Source organism: Bacillus sp. CH30_1T, from assembly GCF_008364765.1.
Classification (GTDB): Bacteria; Bacillota; Bacilli; order Bacillales; family Bacillaceae_B; genus Rossellomorea.
On record NZ_VTUY01000008.1, the window covers coordinates 60,438 to 81,006 of the forward strand.

General features: G+C 43.1%; 18 protein-coding genes and 1 other annotated feature. Of the genes, 14 read left to right on the top strand and 4 right to left on the bottom strand.

Going from position 1 to position 20,569, the window contains the following annotated elements; genetic code table 11:
• Window positions 1-273: 273 nt before the first annotated feature.
• From F0342_RS17100 to F0342_RS17120, 5 genes are all read left to right on the top strand, one after another.
• On the top strand, window positions 274-1,596 hold the full coding sequence (locus F0342_RS17100) for a GntP family permease (protein ID WP_149157066.1): 1,323 nt from the start codon (window positions 274-276) through the stop codon (window positions 1,594-1,596).
• Window positions 1,597-1,611: 15 nt separating this feature from the next.
• Complete coding sequence (locus F0342_RS17105) at window positions 1,612-2,388, top strand: 3-hydroxybutyrate dehydrogenase (RefSeq protein ID WP_149157067.1); 777 nt, start codon at window positions 1,612-1,614, stop codon at window positions 2,386-2,388.
• A 300-nt stretch (window positions 2,389-2,688) separates the two neighbouring features.
• Window positions 2,689-2,911: a binding site (T-box leader), on the top strand.
• An 86-nt stretch (window positions 2,912-2,997) separates the two neighbouring features.
• Window positions 2,998-5,412, top strand: coding sequence for a leucine--tRNA ligase (gene leuS, locus F0342_RS17110; protein ID WP_149157068.1), 2,415 nt, complete (start codon window positions 2,998-3,000; stop codon window positions 5,410-5,412).
• A gap of 255 nt (window positions 5,413-5,667) precedes the next feature.
• A complete protein-coding gene (locus tag F0342_RS17115; protein WP_149157069.1) occupies window positions 5,668-5,982 on the top strand; it encodes a rhodanese-like domain-containing protein in 315 nt (104 codons plus the stop codon).
• Window positions 5,983-6,312: 330 nt separating this feature from the next.
• Complete coding sequence (locus F0342_RS17120) at window positions 6,313-6,495, top strand: sporulation protein Cse60 (protein ID WP_149157070.1); 183 nt, start codon at window positions 6,313-6,315, stop codon at window positions 6,493-6,495.
• A gap of 49 nt (window positions 6,496-6,544) precedes the next feature.
• Here F0342_RS17120 and F0342_RS17125 read toward each other — a convergent pair whose 3' ends face one another.
• Window positions 6,545-7,807: a BaiN/RdsA family NAD(P)/FAD-dependent oxidoreductase gene (locus F0342_RS17125; RefSeq protein WP_149157241.1), complete on the bottom strand. Its 1,263-nt coding sequence runs from the start codon at window positions 7,805-7,807 to the stop codon at window positions 6,545-6,547.
• Window positions 7,808-8,011: 204 nt separating this feature from the next.
• Between F0342_RS17125 and F0342_RS17130 the strand changes: the two genes are divergently transcribed.
• On the top strand, window positions 8,012-9,631 hold the full coding sequence (locus tag F0342_RS17130) for a putative polysaccharide biosynthesis protein (protein ID WP_149157071.1): 1,620 nt from the start codon (window positions 8,012-8,014) through the stop codon (window positions 9,629-9,631).
• A 113-nt stretch (window positions 9,632-9,744) separates the two neighbouring features.
• Here F0342_RS17130 and F0342_RS17135 read toward each other — a convergent pair whose 3' ends face one another.
• Complete coding sequence (locus F0342_RS17135; RefSeq protein ID WP_113969815.1) at window positions 9,745-9,972, bottom strand: hypothetical protein; 228 nt, start codon at window positions 9,970-9,972, stop codon at window positions 9,745-9,747.
• Between the two features lie 151 nt (window positions 9,973-10,123).
• On the opposite strand from F0342_RS17135, the gene F0342_RS17140 reads away from it, so the two are divergent.
• On the top strand, window positions 10,124-10,843 hold the full coding sequence (locus tag F0342_RS17140) for a pseudouridine synthase (RefSeq protein WP_149157072.1): 720 nt from the start codon (window positions 10,124-10,126) through the stop codon (window positions 10,841-10,843).
• A gap of 371 nt (window positions 10,844-11,214) precedes the next feature.
• Here the strand turns inward: F0342_RS17140 and F0342_RS17145 are convergent, their stop codons facing one another.
• On the bottom strand, window positions 11,215-11,436 hold the full coding sequence (locus F0342_RS17145) for a DeoR family transcriptional regulator (protein WP_044340309.1): 222 nt from the start codon (window positions 11,434-11,436) through the stop codon (window positions 11,215-11,217).
• Between the two features lie 700 nt (window positions 11,437-12,136).
• Between F0342_RS17145 and pepV the strand changes: the two genes are divergently transcribed.
• From pepV to F0342_RS17160, 3 genes are read left to right on the top strand one after another with little or no spacing between them, the layout of a single operon-like run.
• Window positions 12,137-13,543, top strand: a complete 1,407-nt coding sequence (gene pepV, locus F0342_RS17150; protein WP_149157073.1) for a dipeptidase PepV — start codon at window positions 12,137-12,139, stop codon at window positions 13,541-13,543.
• Window positions 13,544-13,564: 21 nt separating this feature from the next.
• Complete coding sequence (gene dat, locus F0342_RS17155; protein WP_149157074.1) at window positions 13,565-14,419, top strand: D-amino-acid transaminase; 855 nt, start codon at window positions 13,565-13,567, stop codon at window positions 14,417-14,419.
• 40 nt (window positions 14,420-14,459) lie between these two features.
• Complete coding sequence (locus F0342_RS17160; protein WP_223145727.1) at window positions 14,460-14,711, top strand: hypothetical protein; 252 nt, start codon at window positions 14,460-14,462, stop codon at window positions 14,709-14,711.
• A 60-nt stretch (window positions 14,712-14,771) separates the two neighbouring features.
• Here the strand turns inward: F0342_RS17160 and cysK are convergent, their stop codons facing one another.
• On the bottom strand, window positions 14,772-15,701 hold the full coding sequence (cysK, locus tag F0342_RS17165; RefSeq protein WP_149157076.1) for a cysteine synthase A: 930 nt from the start codon (window positions 15,699-15,701) through the stop codon (window positions 14,772-14,774).
• 165 nt (window positions 15,702-15,866) lie between these two features.
• Between cysK and thpR the strand changes: the two genes are divergently transcribed.
• From thpR to pulA, 4 genes are read left to right on the top strand one after another with little or no spacing between them, the layout of a single operon-like run.
• Complete coding sequence (gene thpR, locus F0342_RS17170; protein WP_149157242.1) at window positions 15,867-16,418, top strand: RNA 2',3'-cyclic phosphodiesterase; 552 nt, start codon at window positions 15,867-15,869, stop codon at window positions 16,416-16,418.
• A gap of 23 nt (window positions 16,419-16,441) precedes the next feature.
• Entirely contained in the window at window positions 16,442-17,410 is a 969-nt protein-coding gene (locus tag F0342_RS17175) for a nuclease-related domain-containing protein (protein ID WP_149157077.1), read from the top strand.
• Complete coding sequence (locus tag F0342_RS17180; protein WP_149157078.1) at window positions 17,407-18,360, top strand: diacylglycerol/lipid kinase family protein; 954 nt, start codon at window positions 17,407-17,409, stop codon at window positions 18,358-18,360. The genes F0342_RS17175 and F0342_RS17180 overlap by 4 nt, the downstream gene beginning before the upstream one ends.
• Complete coding sequence (pulA, locus tag F0342_RS17185; protein ID WP_262481785.1) at window positions 18,321-20,498, top strand: type I pullulanase; 2,178 nt, start codon at window positions 18,321-18,323, stop codon at window positions 20,496-20,498. Before F0342_RS17180 ends, pulA begins: the two co-directional genes overlap by 40 nt.
• Window positions 20,499-20,569 lie beyond the last annotated feature (71 nt).

Consider the following 20,569-nt stretch of genomic DNA (forward strand, 5'->3'; position numbering starts at 1 on the left):
ATGTGGAAAACAGTCCATATTTCCGGACTGTTTTATTTTTCGTGTAAATATGTACATTTCGTGACTAAAATGCTGAATTTGTCCAGAATCCTGGAATTCTTGTAATGTGTGCGTGAGAAAATGAGTGATTGATTAGTAATCTGAAAGTTGGCACAATTATTGCATGTATTCTATTTGAAAGTATTTTATGGAAAGGAGAGAAGAAGATTAGATAAAAATGTAAACGATTTCATTTTCGGGTGATCATCTTTAGAGAACAAAGGGGGAAATATCATGTTAAGCATGATCGGTCTTATTGGAGGACTCATTTTATTAATCTTTTTAACGATGAGGGGCATGAACATATTGATTGTTGGTCCCATATCGGCTTTATTTGTAGCAGTGTTGAGTGGAATGCCGCTCTTTCCGCAGTTAGCGGGTGAAGGGGAAGCGAATCTCGTTTCAAACTATATGTCAGGTTTTACAAGCTTCGTCGCTGCCTGGTATCTGATGTTCTTATTGGGTGCCGTTTTCGGAAAAGTGATGGAAGACAGCGGGGCCGCTGATAGTGTCTCCAGGTTTGTAGTTGAAAAACTAGGGATGAAGTATGCCGTGTTCGCCATTGTGCTTGCCTGTGCGGTTTTAACATACGGGGGAGTCAGTCTCTTTGTAGTGGCATTCTCTGTTTATCCTATGGCCGTTAGTTTATTTAAACAAGCGGATCTGCCGCGTCGTTTCATTCCTGCGGCATTAGCATTCGGGTCGGTCACGTTCACGATGACATCTGCAGGTTCACCGGAAATCCAAAACTGGATTCCGATTGAATATCTTGGTACAACACCATATGCAGGCTGGGAAGTCAGCTTGATCGTCGCGGTGTTTATGGCGGTGTTTGGCTACTGGTGGTTAAAGCGTATGATCACCAAAGCAGTCAATAAAGGAGAGAAGTTCCATTCACGTGAAGAAGATCCGGTCATTGATGAAGGAAGACCTTTACCTAACCCTTTCATGGGATTAATTCCTTTATTAGTCGTACTTATTCTGGCTTTCACTTTCCACGATTCTTTAAAACAATCAGCACTTATTATTGCCTTATTAGGTGGCGTGATCTCGGCTTATGTGTTAAATCGCAAATATTTCAAAGGCTTCTGGGGTGCTGTTTCCGAAGGTACGGTCGGAGCATTGATTGCCATCGGTAACACAGCAGCCGTTGTTGGGTTCGGAGGAGTGGCCAAAGCCGTTCCAGCCTTTAGTACAGCCGTTGATGTCATGACGAATATTCCTGGATCCCCATTGATCGGTGGAGCCATCGCAGTCAGTGTGATAGCAGGTATGACTGGTTCAGCATCCGGTGGTCAAGCGATCGCATTGCCGATCCTCGCTCCTCACTACGTTGATATGGGTGTGAATCCTGAAGCACTTCACCGGGTAGTGGCGATATCTTCAGGAGCACTGGATTCATTGCCGCACAATGGATATGTCGTGACGACGATTCGCTCGATTTGTAATGAATCACATGGAGAAGCGTATGGTGCGGTAGGTGCAGTAACCGTCATTGTCCCACTTATCGGATTAGCATTAGCGATTCTTTTATTCTCATTTGGTGTAGGGATCTAAGAAAGGAGTATCATCATGGTTGAAAATAAAGTTGTATTCATAACAGGTGCAGCGCAAGGGATCGGCTTCGAAATCGGAAAAGAATTCGCTGCTAACGGAGCAAAAGTCGTACTGACGGATCTGCAGGAAGATACCGTTCAAAAAGCCTCTGAGGCCCATAAGGCTGAAGGATATGAAGTTCTTGGATTGCGCTGTGACGTGACATCGGAAGCCGAATTAAAAGAGGCTATCGCTAAAACGGTGGATCATTACGGGAAGTTGGATGTATTAATCAATAATGCAGGGCTTCAGCATGTGTCCCATATTGAAGAGTTCCCGACTGAGAAATTTGAACTCCTCATAAAAGTCATGTTGACCGCTCCTTTTGTCGCAATCAAGCATGTCCTGCCTCACATGAAGGAGCAGGGAGCGGGACGGATCATCAACATGGCGTCCATTAATGGATTAGTCGGTTTTTCCGGCAAAGCAGCCTATAATTCTGCCAAGCACGGAGTCATCGGCCTGACGAAGGTAGCGGCATTGGAAGCGGCACAGCATGGAATTACCGTGAATGCGGTTTGTCCCGGGTACGTGGACACTCCGCTGGTTCGCAATCAGCTGGAGGACCTTGCCAAAACGCGCAATATACCGTTTGAAAAAGTAATAGAAGAAGTCATCTATCCTCTCGTACCGCAGAGAAGATTGCTGGATGTAAAAGAAATTGCAGATTATACGATGTTCCTGTGCAGTGATGCAGCGAAGGGAATTACCGGGCAGGCAGTTGTGTTGGATGGAGGGTATACGGTTCAGTAGCCTGGTGAGAGAAACGGCCCGTTAGGAGGTCGTTTCTTTTTATTGAGGTGGAATCGAGGGGGAGGTGGGGTGTAAGGGTTTGGGTAAAAACGTAAAACGGCTGTATTTTTGATGAAAACGGCCGGATTATCTTCAGTATCGGCTGGATTTTCATCAAAAAGGACCAAACTTCCCAATAAGCGTCACCTGAATCCCAACCAATTCAATAAATTCACAAAAATCTCCCTTGCAAACCGACAATAGGCTTGCGCTTCTGTATATTTTTCACTAAAATAGTGAATACATATATTGTTTACCTATATTGAAACGTTGATCAGGAGTAGTAATGAGAGATTTCTGTCGTAGAGAGTTGACGGGTGGTGAAAGTCAACCAGAAGCATCATGAACTCGCCTGCTGAGTTGCAAGTGTGAACCAATAGTAAGACTTGCCGTTTTCCGCGTTAAGGATGAATGAAGCTGAGTGCGCGTACACTAATGTGGGTGGTACCGCGGGAGAATGTTAATACAAACTCTCGTCCCAAATATTTATTTGGGATGAGGGTTTTTTTATTTTTTTTCAAAAAAGAAAGGCACCTGCCTTTCGAATGACAATTAAAGGAGGATCTCAATATGAGTTTTGATCATAAAAGTGTTGAGACAAAATGGCAGAAGTATTGGGAAGCAAACAAGACGTTCAAGGCGACTGAAGATGAAGGGAAAGCCAATTTCTACGCACTGGATATGTTCCCGTATCCATCAGGCGCAGGTCTTCACGTAGGACATCCGGAAGGGTTTACAGCAACGGACATCCTTTCCCGCATGAAGCGTATGCAAGGGTACAATGTCCTTCATCCGATGGGGTGGGATGCATTCGGTTTACCGGCTGAGCAGTATGCCCTTGATACAGGGAATGACCCGGCAGAATTCACACAAAAAAATATCGATACATTCCGCCGTCAAATTAAATCACTAGGTTTTTCATATGATTGGGACCGCGAAGTCAATACGACAGATCCGGGCTACTACAAATGGACGCAATGGATCTTCACCAAGCTTTATGAAAAAGGCTTGGCTTATGTGGATGAGGTTGCCGTGAATTGGTGTCCGGCACTGGGGACGGTCCTTGCCAATGAAGAAGTCATTGATGGGAAGAGCGAACGCGGAGGGCATCCTGTGGAGCGCCGTCCGATGAAACAGTGGATGCTGAAGATCACCGCTTATGCCGACCGTCTTGTGGAAGACCTTGAAGATGTAGATTGGCCTGAAAGTATTAAAGATATGCAACGCAACTGGATCGGACGCTCTGAAGGAGCAGAAGTGAACTTTACAATCGAAGGTCATGACAAATCATTCGATGTCTTCACGACACGTCCTGATACGATCTTTGGTGCAACATATGCAGTTCTTGCCCCTGAGCATCCATTTGTTGAAAGAATTACGACGGATGAACAACGTGAGAAAGTGAATGAGTATATCGATAAGATCAAGTCAAAAAGTGACCTTGAACGTACAGATCTTGCAAAAGAAAAAACGGGTGTATTCACAGGCGCCTTTGCAATCAATCCGGGTAACGGAAGCAAAATGCCGATCTGGATTGCCGATTACGTTCTAATGAGCTACGGTTCTGGTGCAATCATGGCTGTTCCTGCTCATGACGAAAGAGATTATGAGTTTGCCAAGGAATTCGATCTTCCAATCGTGGAAGTGGTCGCTGGAGGAAACGTTGAGAAAGAGGCTTATACAGGTGACGGAGATCATGTGAACTCTGATTTTCTTGATGGAATGGGTAAGGAAGAGGCTATCACAAAAGCCATTTCCTGGTTGGAAGAGAAGAATATCGGAACCAAGAAAGTAACGTACCGTCTGCGTGACTGGTTATTCAGCCGTCAGCGTTACTGGGGTGAACCGATTCCAGTCATCCACTGGGAAGATGGCACAACGACGACTGTTCCAGAAAGTGAGCTTCCACTTGTCCTTCCGAAGACGACTGAAATCAAACCGTCCGGTACAGGTGAATCTCCACTTGCGAACATCAGTGAATGGGTGAATGTTGAAGACCGTGAAACAGGTAAAAAAGGCCGCCGTGAAACAAACACAATGCCTCAGTGGGCAGGAAGCTGCTGGTACTATATTCGTTATATCGATCCACATAACGAAGAAGCCCTAGCCGATGCGAAGAAAATGGAAAACTGGCTGCCGGTCGATACGTATATCGGAGGAGCCGAGCATGCGGTCCTGCACTTGCTTTATGCCCGTTTCTGGCATAAGTTCCTTTATGATATCGGCGTAGTGCCAACGAAAGAGCCGTTCCAAAAGCTATTCAACCAAGGAATGATCCTGGGTGAAAACAATGAAAAAATGAGTAAATCAAAAGGGAATGTTGTCAATCCGGATGAGGTGGTAGAATCTCACGGAGCAGATACCCTGAGGCTTTATGAAATGTTCATGGGTCCATTGGAAGCTTCCATCGCATGGAGTACAAACGGACTGGACGGAGCCCGTCGCTTCCTTGACCGTGTATGGCGCCTGCTTGTCGAGGAAGATGGTACACTTTCCTCGAAAGTGACAGATGCACCGAACAGTGACCTGGACAAAACGTATAATCAAACCGTGAAAAAAGTGACAGAGGACTACGAGGGGCTTCGTTTCAACACAGGAATTTCTCAGCTAATGGTATTCATCAATGATGCGTACAAAGCGGACACACTTCCTAAAAACTATGTGGAAGGTTTCATTAAGATGCTGGCACCGATCGCTCCGCATATGACAGAAGAACTTTGGAGCAAGCTTGGTCACGAAGGAACGCTTTCCTACGAAGCATGGCCGACATTCGATGAATCGAAGCTTGTCGACAACGAAGTCGAAATCGTTCTTCAAGTGAACGGTAAAGTGAAGGCGAAAGTCATGATCCCTCGCGATATGAACAAAGAGGATCTAGAAAAAACCGCCATGGAAAACGATGAAATCAAAAGCCAAATCGAAGGCAAAACCATTCGCAAAGTCATTGCTGTACCAGGCAAACTAGTGAACATCGTAGCTAACTAATATTGTGAGGGACGGACCTTGAAATGCATCTGATTGTTAGGAAATGCTATCAATTGGGGATTCTGTATTTCACCAAGGTCCGTCCCTCTTTTCTATTTAGAGGGACGGACCTCTATATGGGCCGGATTTTAATCGCAAATCGCTTTAAATCAGCATTCTATTGAGGTCCGTCCCTCTTTCAATCTGATTTTTTTGTTTGGGAGACGGGCTTTGGTATAATTGTGGTGAATGAATGTTGAAAGGAAGTTGAGAGGAATGGATACGATTAAAACAATTACGACTGATGAGTTGGAGCAAAAGTTGAAGAGCGGTGAAGATCTGCTTTTAGTGGATGTTCGTGAAGATGAAGAGGTGGCAGAAGGTATGATTCCTGGAGCGAAGCATATCAAAATGGGTGAAATTCCTGAGTCACTTGAACAATTTGATAAAGACAAAGAGTACATCTTTATCTGCCGTTCAGGAAACCGCAGCGGAAATGTTGCTCACTACATGCAGGAACAAGGATATAAAGTTGTGAACATGGAAGGCGGCATGATGAACTGGGCTGGGGAGACAGCAGAGAAGAAATAATTGGTTTTTCTGGGAAGAAGCACATCCTTTTTTGAAAAGGGTGTGCTTTTTTCATGTATATAGTGGAAAATGGATGAAAAGTGACTTACCTACAGAGTTCTATGTGGAATGTAAGGCGGTTTATCAGCGAAATTCGAGATATATCAGCGAAATTCAAAATTTATCAGCGAAATTCAAAATTTATCAGCGAAATTGACAATATATCAGCGAAATCAAAAAAATACCACACTCAACGAAACATTCAATCTAAAATAAAAATCCCCCATAAATTGTTTGAAAATTAAAAATTATGACGATACTAATACCAATCAGAAATGGGGAGGGATCTCTATGATTCAAGTGAAGGTCTTCGATTATGAGCATGAGAAAGATTTGGAGAAGGATATGAATCATTTTCTCAGTAAACTGGAAGATAAAAAAATCGTGGATATTAAATATCATGTAGCAGCATTGTCGGAGGAAGTAGAAGATCAGATTTATTGTTTCTCGGCCATGGTTGTTTACACAAAATAAAAAGGTTGATCGTACTGCAGCTGCAGTACGATCAACCTTTCTTTTTGAATTATACTTTTGCCGCATTAAAGCCGGCAAGTCTTCCGGTAACAAGGGCAGAAGTAATATTATAGCCACCAGTATATCCGTGGATATCAAGCACTTCCCCACAGAAGAAGAGTCCGTTCATCTTTTTCGAAGCCATCGTTTTCGGTTCGATTTCTTTAATGGAGACTCCGCCGCCCGTTACAAACGCCTTATCAATGGATAATGTTCCGTTCACATTGAAGGTGAATTGTTTTAACAACTTGGTAAACTGTCTGATTTTCTCTGAGGAGATATGGTCTCCTTTTTCATCGTGATCGATTTCTGCACGGTCCAGTAAAAATAACAGATATCTCTCAGGAACCAATCCTTTGAATATATTCTTTGCGGCTTTCTTTCCTTCTTCTTTCACCTGTTTATGGATAGACTGGAATAGCTGCTCTTCATTTTGATCAGGCATGGAATCGATCTGCATGGCAACATGGGTCAGGTTCCATTTCTTCATGGCTTTTACCACGTATTGACTGCAACGAAGAACAGCCGGTCCGGAAATTCCTAAATGGGTAAAGATCATATCCATTTTATGCGTGATGATTTTCTTTCCCTTAGGATTTAATACGCTCAAATCAACGCTGCGCAATGAAAGTCCTTGAAGCTCTTTCTTTTTAACAAAAGGCTCGTCCGATGTAAGGGGAACTTCAGTTGGGAACAAGTCGGTAATCGTATGCCCCGCTTTTGTAGCCCACGGATATCCATCACCAGTCGATCCGGTATGAGGGACGGACTTGCCTCCAACCGCTATGACGACAGCCTTTGCTGCAATCGTTTCCCCGTCTTTCAAGAGTATACCGACCGTCTCGCCGTTTTCGTACAGAACTTCCTCCACGCTTGTGCTCGTGCGGGTATCCACCTTTAACTCCTTCATGCGCTTCAATAAGGCTTCCACAACATCCATAGCCCGGTTCGATACGGGGAACATCCTGCCGTGATCTTCCTCTTTTAATTGTATTCCCAGCTTCTCAAAGAAAGCGATGATATCTTCATTATTAAACTCAGAAAAGGCACTATATAAAAAACGTCCATTTCCTGGAATATGCTTAATGATTTCTTCTATGGGAAGTCGATTGGTCACGTTGCAGCGGCCGCCTCCGGAAATCGCAAGCTTTCTTCCAAGCTTCGTTCCTTTATCTACAAGAAGGACGTTCGCCCCGTTTTCACCGGCTGCGATACTGGCCATCAATCCGGACGGTCCTCCGCCTATGACAATCACATCGTATTTCTTTACCATTTTTCCACCAACTTTTAGTTTTGCTCTTTCGTTTCTCAAAAGAAGTTTCTCCTTATTTTAAATGGGATGGGTTTTAAATACAACATTCGAAAAAAATTGTCATTCGATTCGTAGAGTAGTAAACTACTGATAGTGTGTAAATTTTGAGTGCTGGAATTTATTTTGTTTGTTTAATGAGCAACAAGATATATAGAGAGGGATACTATGTCATCTAAATTAATAAGAGGGACGTTTATTTTAACGTTAGGGACCTTTATTTCGAAGTTTCTGGGTCTTTTTTATGTTATACCGTTTGATGATTTGTTAAAAGGCCATGAAGAAGGGGCTTCCCTTTATCAATATGGTTATGTACCTTATACAATCTTTCTGACTGTAGCGACTGCAGGTGTGCCGCTGGCCGTATCGAAATTCGTTTCAAAATATAATGCCATAGGTGAATATGCCGTAGGACGAAGGCTATTTAAGTCGGGTTTGGTGCTGATGACGCTGACGGGGATTGTATCATTCCTCATTATGTATGCATTTGCACCTATATTCGCAGAGATGACAATCAAGAGTGATGAACAGGTGATTTCGGTCGCACAGGTGACGACCGTCATTCGAGCAGTAAGTTTTGCACTGATCATCATTCCGTTTATGAGCTTGATCAGGGGCTTTTTCCAGGGCCATCAATCTATGGGACCGACGGCGGTTTCCCAGGTGATTGAACAAATTGTCCGGATTGTTTTCTTATTAGGCGGGATTTATGTTGTATTAAATATCTTAGATGGATCAGTGACAACTGCCATTTCCGTAGCGACATTTGCTGCATTTGTCGGGGGGCTTGCAAGTCTCGGGGCATTGATTTGGTATTGGTTTAAACGAAAGCCTCATTTAGATGAGCTATTAGAGGAAGATCGCGGTCAGGAAGAGGTTTCCTTACGGTCGATGTATAAAGAAATCATCGCCTATTCGATTCCGTTTATTTTTGTAGGGCTTGCCAATCCTTTATTTCAACTGGTCGATCAGATTACCTTTAACACTGCGATGTCTGCGATTGGAAATGCGAAAGTTTCCGATCATGCCTTTGCCGTATTGAACTTCTATACTCATAAGCTTGTGATTATTCCAGTGTCATTGGCAACCGCCTTTTCTATGACGCTGATCCCGTTGATTACGACGTCTTATACAAGCGGCGACCGGAAAACGATGCGTAGAAACATCGACCAAACGTTTCAAATTCTATTGTTCCTAACTATTCCGGCAGCTTTAGGAATTGCGCTTTTAGCTGAGCCGACGTACACAATGTTCTATCACAGCGATGAATTAGGAACGTCTATTTTAAGATCATATGCACCTGTTGCGATTCTCTTTGCTTTATTTGCTGTTACGGCAGCGATTCTTCAAGGAATTGACGAGCAGAAATTTACAATCTTCAGCTTGCTTGTCGGACTGCTTCTCAAGCTTGTTCTGAACATCCCGTTGATTCGCTTGTTCGAAACTCAAGGTGCTGTCATCGCCACTGTGATTGGGTATACAGTAGCGATTCTAATCAATTTATATGTCATCAAGAAATACGCGAGATATCAATTCAGACTGATTATGAGAAGAACCATGTTCATTGGAGCACTGAATGCCGTCATGGCAGTAGTGGTATTAGTGCTATATGGTATTCTGGTGCAATTCCTCAATCCTGAGTCCGGGTTCCAATCGATTCTTCTCGTTGCCATCTGTGGTGGTGTGGGAGCACTCGTTTACTTCTACTTAAGCTTAAGAAGTAAATTGGCAGATCGTTTATTCGGGGATAAAATCACGAGGATTCGCAGTAAACTTCGCATAGGGTAAAGGAAAAAGGGATGATACATGCCGATCATCCCTTTTTTTATTGAATGGAGAGTGAGCCCAGCTTCTATTTAATGAATCATGCACCTTTCACCAAGCATTGTAATAGGAAAGGGCTAATTATTATAATACCCAAGCTGTCTTTCAAGTCGCTCTACTTTTCGTTCCAAGCGGTCTACTTTACGGTCCAGACGCTCGTATTGTCTCTCAAGCCGGTCTAACCGGTCATTGATGCCGCCGCCATATCCTTGACCAGGGAAACCTGGATATCCCTGTCCGCCACCTCCAGGAAGTGGAATAGGGATCAATAATCCACCTGAACCTTGTTGTCGATATGGATACATACGCTTCACCTCATTTATTTTTATCAAAGTTGCTTACCTTTAGTAGCCTATGTTAAGAATAGAAACATGAATGGGTAAGTGCCTATGGACTGGTCAAATCACTAATAAAATCAATATTAAAGAAACTCAACATAAACGGAGCGTGATTAATGTGAGAATAGATAAAATGCTTGCCAATATGGGTTATGGCAGCCGGAAAGAAGTAAAGAAATTATTAAAGGATGGCGGTCTTCAAGTCAATGGAGAGGTCATTAAGGATGGGAAAGTACATATCAATACGGAGAAGGATACAGTGATGTTGTACGGAGAACAGGTAGAGTATCGTGAATTCATCTACCTTCTCATGAATAAGCCGCCTGGAGTCATCTCAGCAACTGAAGATGGACAGGATGAAACCGTCATTGATTTGCTTCAATTGGAAGATCAAATATTCAATCCATTTCCGGTTGGCAGACTAGATAAGGACACAGAGGGATTCCTTCTCATTACGAATGACGGTCAATTATCCCACCAGCTCCTTTCTCCGAAGCGTCATGTTCCGAAAACGTATTTTGCCGTGATTGACGGTGAAGTAACAGAAGAGGACGTGGAAGCCTTTAAAAGTGGAGTCACGTTGGATGATGGCTATGAAACTAAGCCAGGGGAATTGACCATTCTAAAATCAGGCCAGACTTCTGATATTGAATTGACGATCACTGAAGGGAAATTTCATCAAGTGAAAAGAATGTTCGAAAGCGTAGGGAAGCGCGTCATGTATCTGAAGCGTTTAACGATGGGTCCGCTTGAGCTTGATAAAGATTTAGAACTTGGTGAGTACCGTGAACTGACTGAAGAGGAAGTTACGCTACTAAAAGAATTCAAACCTGAATAAAAAAACGGGGCAGTACCTTTCGCTAAAGGTGCTGCCCCGTTTCTTTGTTTAAATAGTAATTTTAGTCCGTTATTCGATCTGCCCCAGTTCCGGCGGCAAGGCCGTCGATGCTTTTCTATGTGTCCAGCTCCAGCGGCTAGTCCCTCGAGGTCATAAGCCAAGAACGCCAAAAAGGCAAAGGGCGCCTTTCCGGCGTTCTCGTCTTATGCTTGTCGGGCCTGAACGAGCCGCCTCCGCTTTTCTATGTGTCCAGCTCCATGGCTTAGAGGCTTGAGGTCATAAGCCAAATCTGCCAAAAAGGCAAAAACCCGCCTTTTCGGCAGGTTCGTCTTATGCTTGTCGCCTCTGGGCAAAGCCCTTCCGCTTTTCGTTTACGATGTCATCTTCACTTTCTTCTCTGTAGTTGTCCATTGACCCCGACTTGGGCTTTGCACCAAGTCATTATACGCTAACACGTTGAGATCTCTTTGTATGGTTCGAGGAGTAATGCCAAATTCGTCTACAAGATCTTGAGTTGTTACAGTACCTTTCTGTTTAATGTACATGTATACAGCTTTGATTCTAGTTAGCATACGATTGGTTGAAGGTTTCAAAGAACCACTCCCTCATCATTTTTCCAAAGGCAAAGACTACATGCGTCGTTTGTGCACCTCACGTGCTACCATATGTACTATGCGCTTTAGACAACCCCTTTTCTACATATAAAGTTTACTCATAAGATGTCAGACAATTACATTGTACTCCTAATCCTACAAAATTTCAAAAATATTGTCCAAATTTACAAATAATTTACGTAGTAATTTGATGGTTGTATTCCTAGAATATGAAGATAATGCTAAATATATGTATTTTTTATCTTAAAAGCTCTTTTGGTAAGGTTATTACCATGGAGCATTGCTTGATTCATTTGAAAAATGGTTCAATCATCTATCGATTTTTGAGCTAACACAAAATTTTCTTTAATTCCTTTGTAATTACCTTATTCTGGTAGCTAACGCTCGATCTATAATAGGAGCTTTTATGTGTTTATCTATCTTTACTTATAGGCAGTAAAAATGTAGTAGCACAGAGTGGATTGTAGCGGAAGGCACTTAACTCCTGCGGGAAATAGAGGAAAGGAAGTGCCTGGAGCGAAAAGGAACGGTATATGTTTCACACTACTACTTTCATTCAGGCAGTATGCTCATTGAGCAGAGGAAGAGCTCGACATGAGGATTCTCTCTGTTTGGATTTCCCCATGAAACAGTATAAAATGAAAGTAGAAGTAAATACATATAGAGCAGGTGGATACGAATGAGTATTAATTGGATGAATGAAGTGGAGAAGCGGAAAGACGATTTGCTTAAGGATCTGCAGCAATTCCTGCAAATTAAAAGTGTGTTGGATGAAGAGAATGCGACAGAGGAGGCACCATTGGGGAGAGGCGTGAAAGAAGCGTTGGACTATTTATTAACCCTTGGTGAGAAAGACGGTTTCATCCCTAAGAATGTGGACCATCTTGCAGGTCATTTAGAATTTGGGGAAGGAAATGATCTTCTCGGTATTCTTTGTCATGTGGATGTTGTGCCGGAAGGGGATGGATGGAGTCTAGATCCTTATGGCGGCGAGATAAAAGACGGTAAGATTTTCGCCCGTGGAGCGATCGATGACAAGGGCCCTACAATGGCTGCCTATTATGCCATGAAAATCGTAAAGGATCTGGATCCAACCTTCAATAAGCGGGTTCGGATGATCATTGGAACAGATGAAGAAAGCGACTGGAGATGTGTAGAGCACTATTTCAAAAAAGAAGAAATGCCTACAATGGGGTTTGCCCCTGATGCCGACTTCCCGATCATCCATGCAGAAAAAGGGATTGCCGACTATGATTTAGTCCAAATAAAACCGGCGGATGCGTCTCAATCGGGCATCAAGGTCCTGTCTTTTGAGTCCGGACGACGCTACAACATGGTTCCTGACTATGCAAAAGCGGTGTTATTGGTCGAAGAGGACCACACAAAATGGGTTCAAAACTTTGAAATTTTCACAAAGGAAGAAAACATCAAAGGTAATTATTACATTGAAAACGGAGAGCTTGTATTTGAAGTAGAAGGTGTTTCTTCGCATGGAATGGAGCCTGACAATGGGAAGAATGCAGGTCTTTACTTAGCCGCATTCTTATCACAGCTACCCCTTTCTTCTCAGGGGAAAGAATTCTTTGAGTTCACGACCAAGCATTTCTTTAAAGATTCAAGAGGGATTCAACTCGGTGTAAGCTACCGTGACGATATTACGGGAGATTTAACTATCAACGTAGGGAAGCTGCGCTATTCAGATGCTGAAGGCGGACGATTAGGATTAAATATGCGTTATCCGGTTACGTTTGAGATGGAAAAAGGAAAGGCAATCATTGAGAAGATAGAAGGCTATTCGATTGAGAACTTCTCGGATAGTAAACCTCATCATGTGTCTAAAGATGATGAACTCGTTCAAACGCTGAAAAAAGTATATGAGGATCAAACCGGTGAGAGAGGCGAGTTATTAAGCATCGGTGGAGGGACTTATGCCAGAAGCTTAGAGGCAGGCGTAGCCTTTGGGGCATTATTCCCCGGCCGTGAAGATATTGCTCATCAGAAGGATGAATATATGTATATAGAGGATCTCCTGAAAGCAACGGCTATTTACGCACAGGCTATCCATGAATTAGCATGTGAATCTTAAGAGAGACAAGGGGAGAGCAGAATGAAAACAGTATTTGTAAATGGGGAAGTTATCGATCGTGCCGATGCGAAGATTGATATTGAGGATCGGGGTTATCAATTTGGGGATGGAATATATGAAGTGATTCGAGTATACGGCGGAAACACGTTTACGATGAAGGAACATATGGAGCGACTTTATCAAAGTGCTGAAAAGATGAAACTGTCCATTCCGTATTCAGAAGAAGAACTGACTGGGCATCTTCTGGAGCTTATAGATTCCAATCAAGTGAAAGACGGGATTGTTTATTTACAAGTGACGCGTGGTGTGTCATCCCGTCAGCACCATTTTCCTTCGAAAGATGTAATGGGAAGTGTCGTTGCTTATACGAAAGACTTTCCTGTTCCCCTTCACCAGATGGAGCAAGGTGTGACAGCTAAGCTGGTCGAAGATATCAGGTGGCTGAGATGTGATATTAAGAGCTTAAATCTTCTTGGAAACCTGCTGGCAAAAGAAGAAGCTTCTTCTGAAGGTCATTTCGAAGCCATATTGCATCGAGGTGATACTGTAACGGAAGGCTCCTCTTCTAATGCATTCATGGTGAAAGATGGAGTCATCTACACGCATCCCGTAACAAACTTGATACTCAATGGTATTACGAGAAGAGTCATTGAAGATTTATGCAGAAGAAATAATATCTCTTTTCAAGAAGAGACGTTTCTTGTCCCTGATCTTCTCGAAGCGGATGAAGTATTCATTGCAAGTACAACTTCAGAAGTAATGCCCGTCATTAAGATCGATCAACAGGTGATCGGGAATGGGGAACCCGGTTCTGTAACGAAAAAGCTGCAGGCACTCTTTAGTGAAAGAAAAAGGGAACAAAGCCCGGTAAAATAGTTGGAGGCTTTAAATGAGATTGATTTGTTCACAACCATTTATGAAGACAGAACGAAGAATAGAAGACAACCAGCAATTCACGGTAGAGACAGAGGAGCACCTTTATTTATACAAGGATCGAATCGAGACTCCTACGAAAAGCTTCACCATCAAGGACGTGATGGACATGACAAGCAAACCATTGTCAGCTTACTATACTTTTTTGTATCTTCACACGATTGAAGGAGTGTGGACGTTTGTTGTTAAGTCTTCTCCTGAACATTTCATCACGCAGTATCATAAGGTTAAATGAACATAAGAAAGAGGCTGGGCCGTCATGGGCGCAGCCTCATTTGGTTATCGTCCGGATATATTAAAACCTAAACAGGTCACTTGATAGATATCTTTCTCCTGTATCGCAGGCAATGCACACGACTACATCTTCCGGTGATAATTTCTTCGCCACTTCAATGGCTGCATAGCAAGCAGCCCCTGATGAAGGCCCTACCAGGATACCTTCTTCACTTGCCATTCTACGGGCAATATCATAGGCATGTTCGTCTTCGATTTTGTGGATTTCATCGTAGACACTGGTATTCAGTATATCCGGAACAAAACCTGGGCTCGTCCCTACTAATTTATGCTTCCCTGGCTTACCTCCAGAAAGAACCGGAGATCCCGCCGGCTCCACCACATGAACGGAGAGATCCGGATAGTGCTCTCTTAACACTTCACCTGTTCCTGTAATCGTTCCGCCCGTTCCGGCAGTCGCAACAAATGCAGATAAGGGCTTGCCGATTTCTTTCATGGCTTCCACAATCTCGAGGGCCGTCGTTTTTCGATGGGCATCCGGATTCGCATCATTTTCAAACTGCATCGGCATGAAGCTATTTGGAATTTGCTCTGTTAATTCTTTCGCTTTTTCGATAGCTCCTGGCATTTTGTCATCTCCAGGTGTTAAGACTACTTCAGCTCCGTATGCTTTTAACAGATTAATACGCTCTTGAGTCATCGTATCTGGCATGACCAGGATTGCGCGATATCCCCTTGCTGCCGCATTCATGGCAAGTCCGATACCTGTGTTTCCGCTTGTTGGCTCTATGATGGTTGAGCCTTCTTTTAATAAGCCTTCCTTTTCTGCTTCAACGATCATTTGAAAGGCTGCACGGTCCTTCACACTTTTACTCGGGTTATAGAATTCCAATTTAACATATACATCCGCTCCGTCAGCAGGATTGAGACGATTCAATTTGACAAGGGGAGTGTCCCCGATCAGTTCAGCTATATTTTGTACAACTTTCATGGTCAACTTCCTTTCAGAAAACGTTCTTCTTCTATCGTACTAATTCAGATAAATCTTATCAAATAAATGAGCTTTGTATTTCATTTTTATTGCATTTCCTTCTAGTCATTCTCTCTCATGACACATTTTGCTAAAATGATAGTAACTAATGAAAGGACGAGTGATATGTTGAAAGCTCACTATTTCTTTGCACTCTCTTTATCTCTTGAAACAAAACATTGTATACATAAGTGGACGCAGCCAATGAAGGATGAGGGTTCTTTTCAGAGCTGGGTGCACCCGGGGGACTATCACATCACATTGGCCTTTTTGGGAAGTGCGGATGAACTTCAACCCGTGATCCATAAAGTGGACGCGCTGAATTGTCCTTCATTTTCATTAACACTTGATCACTATGGTACCTTTGGAAAGAGTGATTCACCGAGAATTCTTTGGATGGGCGTTAAGCCTTCTGAAATCTTACAACGAGTTCGGGACAGTGTGTATGGTGCGTGTGAAGATGCGGGCTTTCAATTAGATAAGAGACCCTTCTCTCCACATATCACCGTAGGGCGAAAGTGGAATAGAGATTTTCCTTTTACTTCCGAATGGTTGAATTCGTTTCAGCCGCCTCACACCCATTTATTCACAGCAAGAGAAATCGTGTTATATCGAACACATGTAGATCGACTGCCTAAGTATGAAGCCATTTACACCAAACCGTTACATGCAAATTGACCGTCATGAAAGGATAGATCCATATGGCACAGCTGATTAAACTTCAAGATTACGTTTCCAGGTACGAAACGGATTTATATAGATATCCTTCCCAATTTGTTCGATTAAAAAAGCAGCAATGGGAAAAAATGAAACAACATTGGGAAAACGGTGAACTCCCTCCCGCCTCCCCGATCATTAAGGATGAAGAACAAGTACTGGAAAAGAACTCCATGAAAGAGAAGCTCTTTTCACTGTTTAAAAAGAAAGAAGATGAAGAAGAGGAGCTCTCAAGCTCCATTCAGGCAAATGATGAAGAAATTACATTTGAAATGGATTCACACCACGATATCTCTACGGAGGAAGAATTGAAGGTTTCCTTCCTGGACCTTGTATTTGATTTTCAGTTACGATGGGCAAGCTCCACGATCATGGAGAAATCCTATGTAGACAACAGCTATCATTATGACGAACGATTACGCTACCTGCTTCAGCGTTTTCCAGATAACATACTCGTGATGTACAACCCGGTATTAAAAATTAAACATGCTCCTGTAGAACTCGAAACCATTCTTATCACACCAACAGGGATCTGGTGCTTAACCTTTCTCGAATTTGAAGAGGGAACTGCCTACATCGGTTCAGGAGAACGATTCTGGTTGAAAAAATGGGGAGATGTAGAGACGAAGGTATTAAACCCTCTAATCGGACTAAGAAGGATGGAGGGGATACTCCATCAAATCATTCAATATGCAGGTGTGGACCTTCCTATTCATAAAGGCGTGATAAGCAGAAATGGATACATAGATTACCCACAGGCTCCGGTGGGCATTCAGTTTCTTGACAAACGGCTCCACAATGAATGGTTCCAGCAACAGCGCTCAAGCTCTTCTCCGATCAAGAGTGTCCAGTTGAAAGCGGCACAAGCCATCTTGGAGTATTGCCAGACCACTTCATTCAAGAGGCTTCAGTGGGGAGAACATGCTGTTGGATTAGATGAGAATCAACAATGAAGACGATTTTCATCGTGAATCCTTCAGCAAAGAATCATCACTCCTTATCTTCGTGGAATCAATTTAGTCAAACCATCGATATTCCACATGAGATTTTTGTGACAGGTCACCCCGGTGACGTGAAGAAGATTGTTTCAAGTGTTGTCAATCAATCTCCATCCGACTGGCTCCTGGTAGTGGGAGTAGGTGGTGATGGGACCATGAACTCTGTGGTGAGTGGAACAATCGGTTTTGACAAGGTCGTTATAGGGTATATTCCATCAGGAAGTGGTAATGATTTTGCAAGGGGCTATAATTGGCCTAACGATAAAAAACAAGCATATACCTTAATAAAGGAAGGTTTAAAAAAAGAGGACATCGTGACCCTGGATTCAGGTCAATTTACCATGAGCAGCGGACCAAATGGGCATTTCGTGAATAATATAGGGATAGGATTTGATGCGGAAATTGCCCGTAAGGCCAATCGTTCTTCCTTTAAAAAGTGGTTGAACAAATGGTCCCTTGGACAACTGATCTATCCTATCCTCCTTTGTAAGGAAGCGTTTACGTATAGACCCTTTTCCCTTTCAATAGATGTTGATGGAAAAGAGCAGGTGTTTCACAAGGTATGGTTTGTGACAGTTTCGAATCAACCCTTTTTTGGTGGAGGAATGAAGATCGCCCCACAGGCTTGTCCTCATGATGGATCTATCGATATGACCCTCGTCCATGGGTTATCGAGGTGGAAATTACTCCTGGTCTTTCTATCTGTCTTCTTCGGAAAACATACGGCTTTCAATGAAGTCAGCACGTGTACAGGAACAACGATGACCATCCGATCGAGTCAGGATGTACCAGTGCACGCAGACGGAGACACAATTGAAGAACTGAAGAAGGGGAATGAATTGAAGGTGCATGTTCTTCCATTAAGTTGGAAAATGTTAAACAGAAGTGGGTGGCAGAAGTGTTAGTCATTAGTAGGCATTACGATGCGTTTTTAGATACGTTCAATACGGTTACATTGATTCTTCCATATGATTACCATGATGGGAATTCCAGTCACTTCTCTCTCATAAAAGGTAGTGAAAAGATAGCTCTTCACATTGAAGAAAAGATTCCCCTCAATGATGCCATGAAATATGTCACGACTATTCAGACCGAGAAGGTTGTCTTAGGTGAAACCTATGAAGTTGTCGATGAACATAACACAAAGACTGATCTGCAAATCGGAGCGGTCATAAGAACCGAAGAGTTTGATCAACGCTATTATTATGACGGGGATGACCTTGGTGTTACATACCAAGAGGGATGCACCGTGTTTAAAGTATGGTCTCCGACGTCCACTGAGGTCAGATTAAAGCTCAAGTCACCTGATGATGAATTGATTCAATACCCATTTTCAAGGACCCTGAACGGCGTATGGGAATGTAAGGTGAATACTGATGTAAATCGTTATTATTATACCATTCTAACTTGTATCAATCTGGTTTGGGATGAACTGATCGACCCCTATGCTAAATCGGTTTCCTACGACAGTGAGTGGGGATGTGTTGTGAACCTTGGACGTATTGAGGGACCTAATCCCTTGGCACCATTATCTTCACCTGCAGATGCTGTCATTTATGAATTGAATGTCCGTGATTTCTCAGCACAAAAAGAAAGCGGCATGAAATTCGCAGGGAAATATCGTGCCTTTACAGAAAAAGGAACTTCTACCCCGAAAGGATTCAGTAGTGGAATTCAGTATTTAAAGGAGCTGGGCATCACCCATGTTGAACTGCTTCCTGTCAATGATTTCGATGGGGTGACTGATCACCCTTCCGATAAAAGCTACAATTGGGGATACAATCCTTTGTTCTTTAACGCGCCGGAAGGGAGCTACAGCTTAAAGCCTGAAGATCCCTATGAACGGATCAATGAACTGAAAAGCGTGATTCATAGCCTTCATGAAGAAAATATCAGGGTCATATTGGATGTGGTTTACAACCACGTGTTCATTCGGGAGGATTCATCTTTTGAAAAGCTTGTGCCCGGGTATTTCTTCCGTCACGACGAAAATGGTTTACCTTCAAATGGGACGGGAGTGGGAAATGATTTTGCTTCCGAACGCCTGATGGCCAGGAAATTCATCGTTGACTCGATTCTTTATTGGATAAAAGAGTACGGTGTCGACGGCTTCCGTTTTGACCTGATGGGAATTCTTGATACTAAGACGATGACGACAATCCGTGAAGAAGTGGATAAGGTTTTGCCTGGAGCGATCATCATAGGAGAAGGCTGGGACCTGAACACACCCCTGCCACCCCATCAAAAGGCCAACCTTCGTAACGCCCATCAGCTTCAAGGGATCGGTCAATTCAATGACTGGTTCCGGGACACCATTAAAGGAAGTACGTTTAACTTATATGACAAAGGGTTTGCCCTCGGTCACGGACACTTGGAACAAAAGGTGGAACTCGTCCTGACTGGAAGTGTCGGGATGAAAAATGGGGAAAGAGGACTCTTTAAAGAGCCGACCCAATCCGTCAACTATGTGGAATCCCATGATAATCACACCCTTTGGGATAAAATGAAAGCTTGTTTAAATGAAGATGAAGGAACCCTTATGAGTCGCCATAAATTAGCAACCACGATGGTACTGCTATCTCAAGGGATCCCGTTTATTCATGCAGGACAGGAATTTTACAGGACGAAAAAGGGGATTGAAAATAGCTACAATTCTCCTGTGGGAATTAATCAATTAGACTGGACGAGAAGAGAAGAATTCGATGATGTGGTTCAATACGTGAAAGCACTGATTCAAATCCGTAAAAGTCACGGTGCCTTCCGATTTCATAAGAGCGGCCTGATCCGGGAACATGTGGAAGTCTCACATAGTATTGAAAATCTTGTTGTGGTCCGCTATCAGAATGTCCACCCGTATGGTCCGTGGAACGATATCTTCATGGTCTTCCATTCAGATTCGAAAAAGTGTCAGTATTCCCTCCCGGAAGGAAAAGATTGGATTTGTTTGTCAGACGGAAATCGGGCGAAAGTAAGCGGTCTTTATGGGGTTGAAGAGCCAACCATAACCCTTGAACCTGTCTCTTCCTATGTGTTTGTAAGGTAACAGTTCATTCCAGTGCTTGACGAAAACGCAAGATGACGATAAAATTAAACAGATGGCTATTGATTGTATTG

Bases quoted from the DNA above. Each gene is read 5' to 3' on its own strand.
- F0342_RS17120 (WP_149157070.1), top strand. From the start codon at position 6,313: ATGATTCAAGTGAAGGTCTTCGATTATGAGCATGAGAAAGATTTGGAG.
- F0342_RS17160 (WP_223145727.1), top strand. From the start codon at position 14,460: ATGAAGACAGAACGAAGAATAGAAGACAACCAGCAATTCACGGTAGAG.
- thpR (WP_149157242.1), top strand. From the start codon at position 15,867: ATGTTGAAAGCTCACTATTTCTTTGCACTCTCTTTATCTCTTGAAACA.
- F0342_RS17175 (WP_149157077.1), top strand. From the start codon at position 16,442: ATGGCACAGCTGATTAAACTTCAAGATTACGTTTCCAGGTACGAAACG.
- F0342_RS17125 (WP_149157241.1), bottom strand. From the start codon at position 7,807: ATGGTAAAGAAATACGATGTGATTGTCATAGGCGGAGGACCGTCCGGA.
- leuS (WP_149157068.1), top strand. From the start codon at position 2,998: ATGAGTTTTGATCATAAAAGTGTTGAGACAAAATGGCAGAAGTATTGG.
- F0342_RS17180 (WP_149157078.1), top strand. From the start codon at position 17,407: ATGAAGACGATTTTCATCGTGAATCCTTCAGCAAAGAATCATCACTCC.
- F0342_RS17100 (WP_149157066.1), top strand. From the start codon at position 274: ATGTTAAGCATGATCGGTCTTATTGGAGGACTCATTTTATTAATCTTT.
- cysK (WP_149157076.1), bottom strand. From the start codon at position 15,701: ATGAAAGTTGTACAAAATATAGCTGAACTGATCGGGGACACTCCCCTT.
- F0342_RS17115 (WP_149157069.1), top strand. From the start codon at position 5,668: ATGGATACGATTAAAACAATTACGACTGATGAGTTGGAGCAAAAGTTG.
- pepV (WP_149157073.1), top strand. From the start codon at position 12,137: ATGAGTATTAATTGGATGAATGAAGTGGAGAAGCGGAAAGACGATTTG.
- F0342_RS17135 (WP_113969815.1), bottom strand. From the start codon at position 9,972: ATGTATCCATATCGACAACAAGGTTCAGGTGGATTATTGATCCCTATT.
- F0342_RS17130 (WP_149157071.1), top strand. From the start codon at position 8,012: ATGTCATCTAAATTAATAAGAGGGACGTTTATTTTAACGTTAGGGACC.
- dat (WP_149157074.1), top strand. From the start codon at position 13,565: ATGAAAACAGTATTTGTAAATGGGGAAGTTATCGATCGTGCCGATGCG.
- F0342_RS17105 (WP_149157067.1), top strand. From the start codon at position 1,612: ATGGTTGAAAATAAAGTTGTATTCATAACAGGTGCAGCGCAAGGGATC.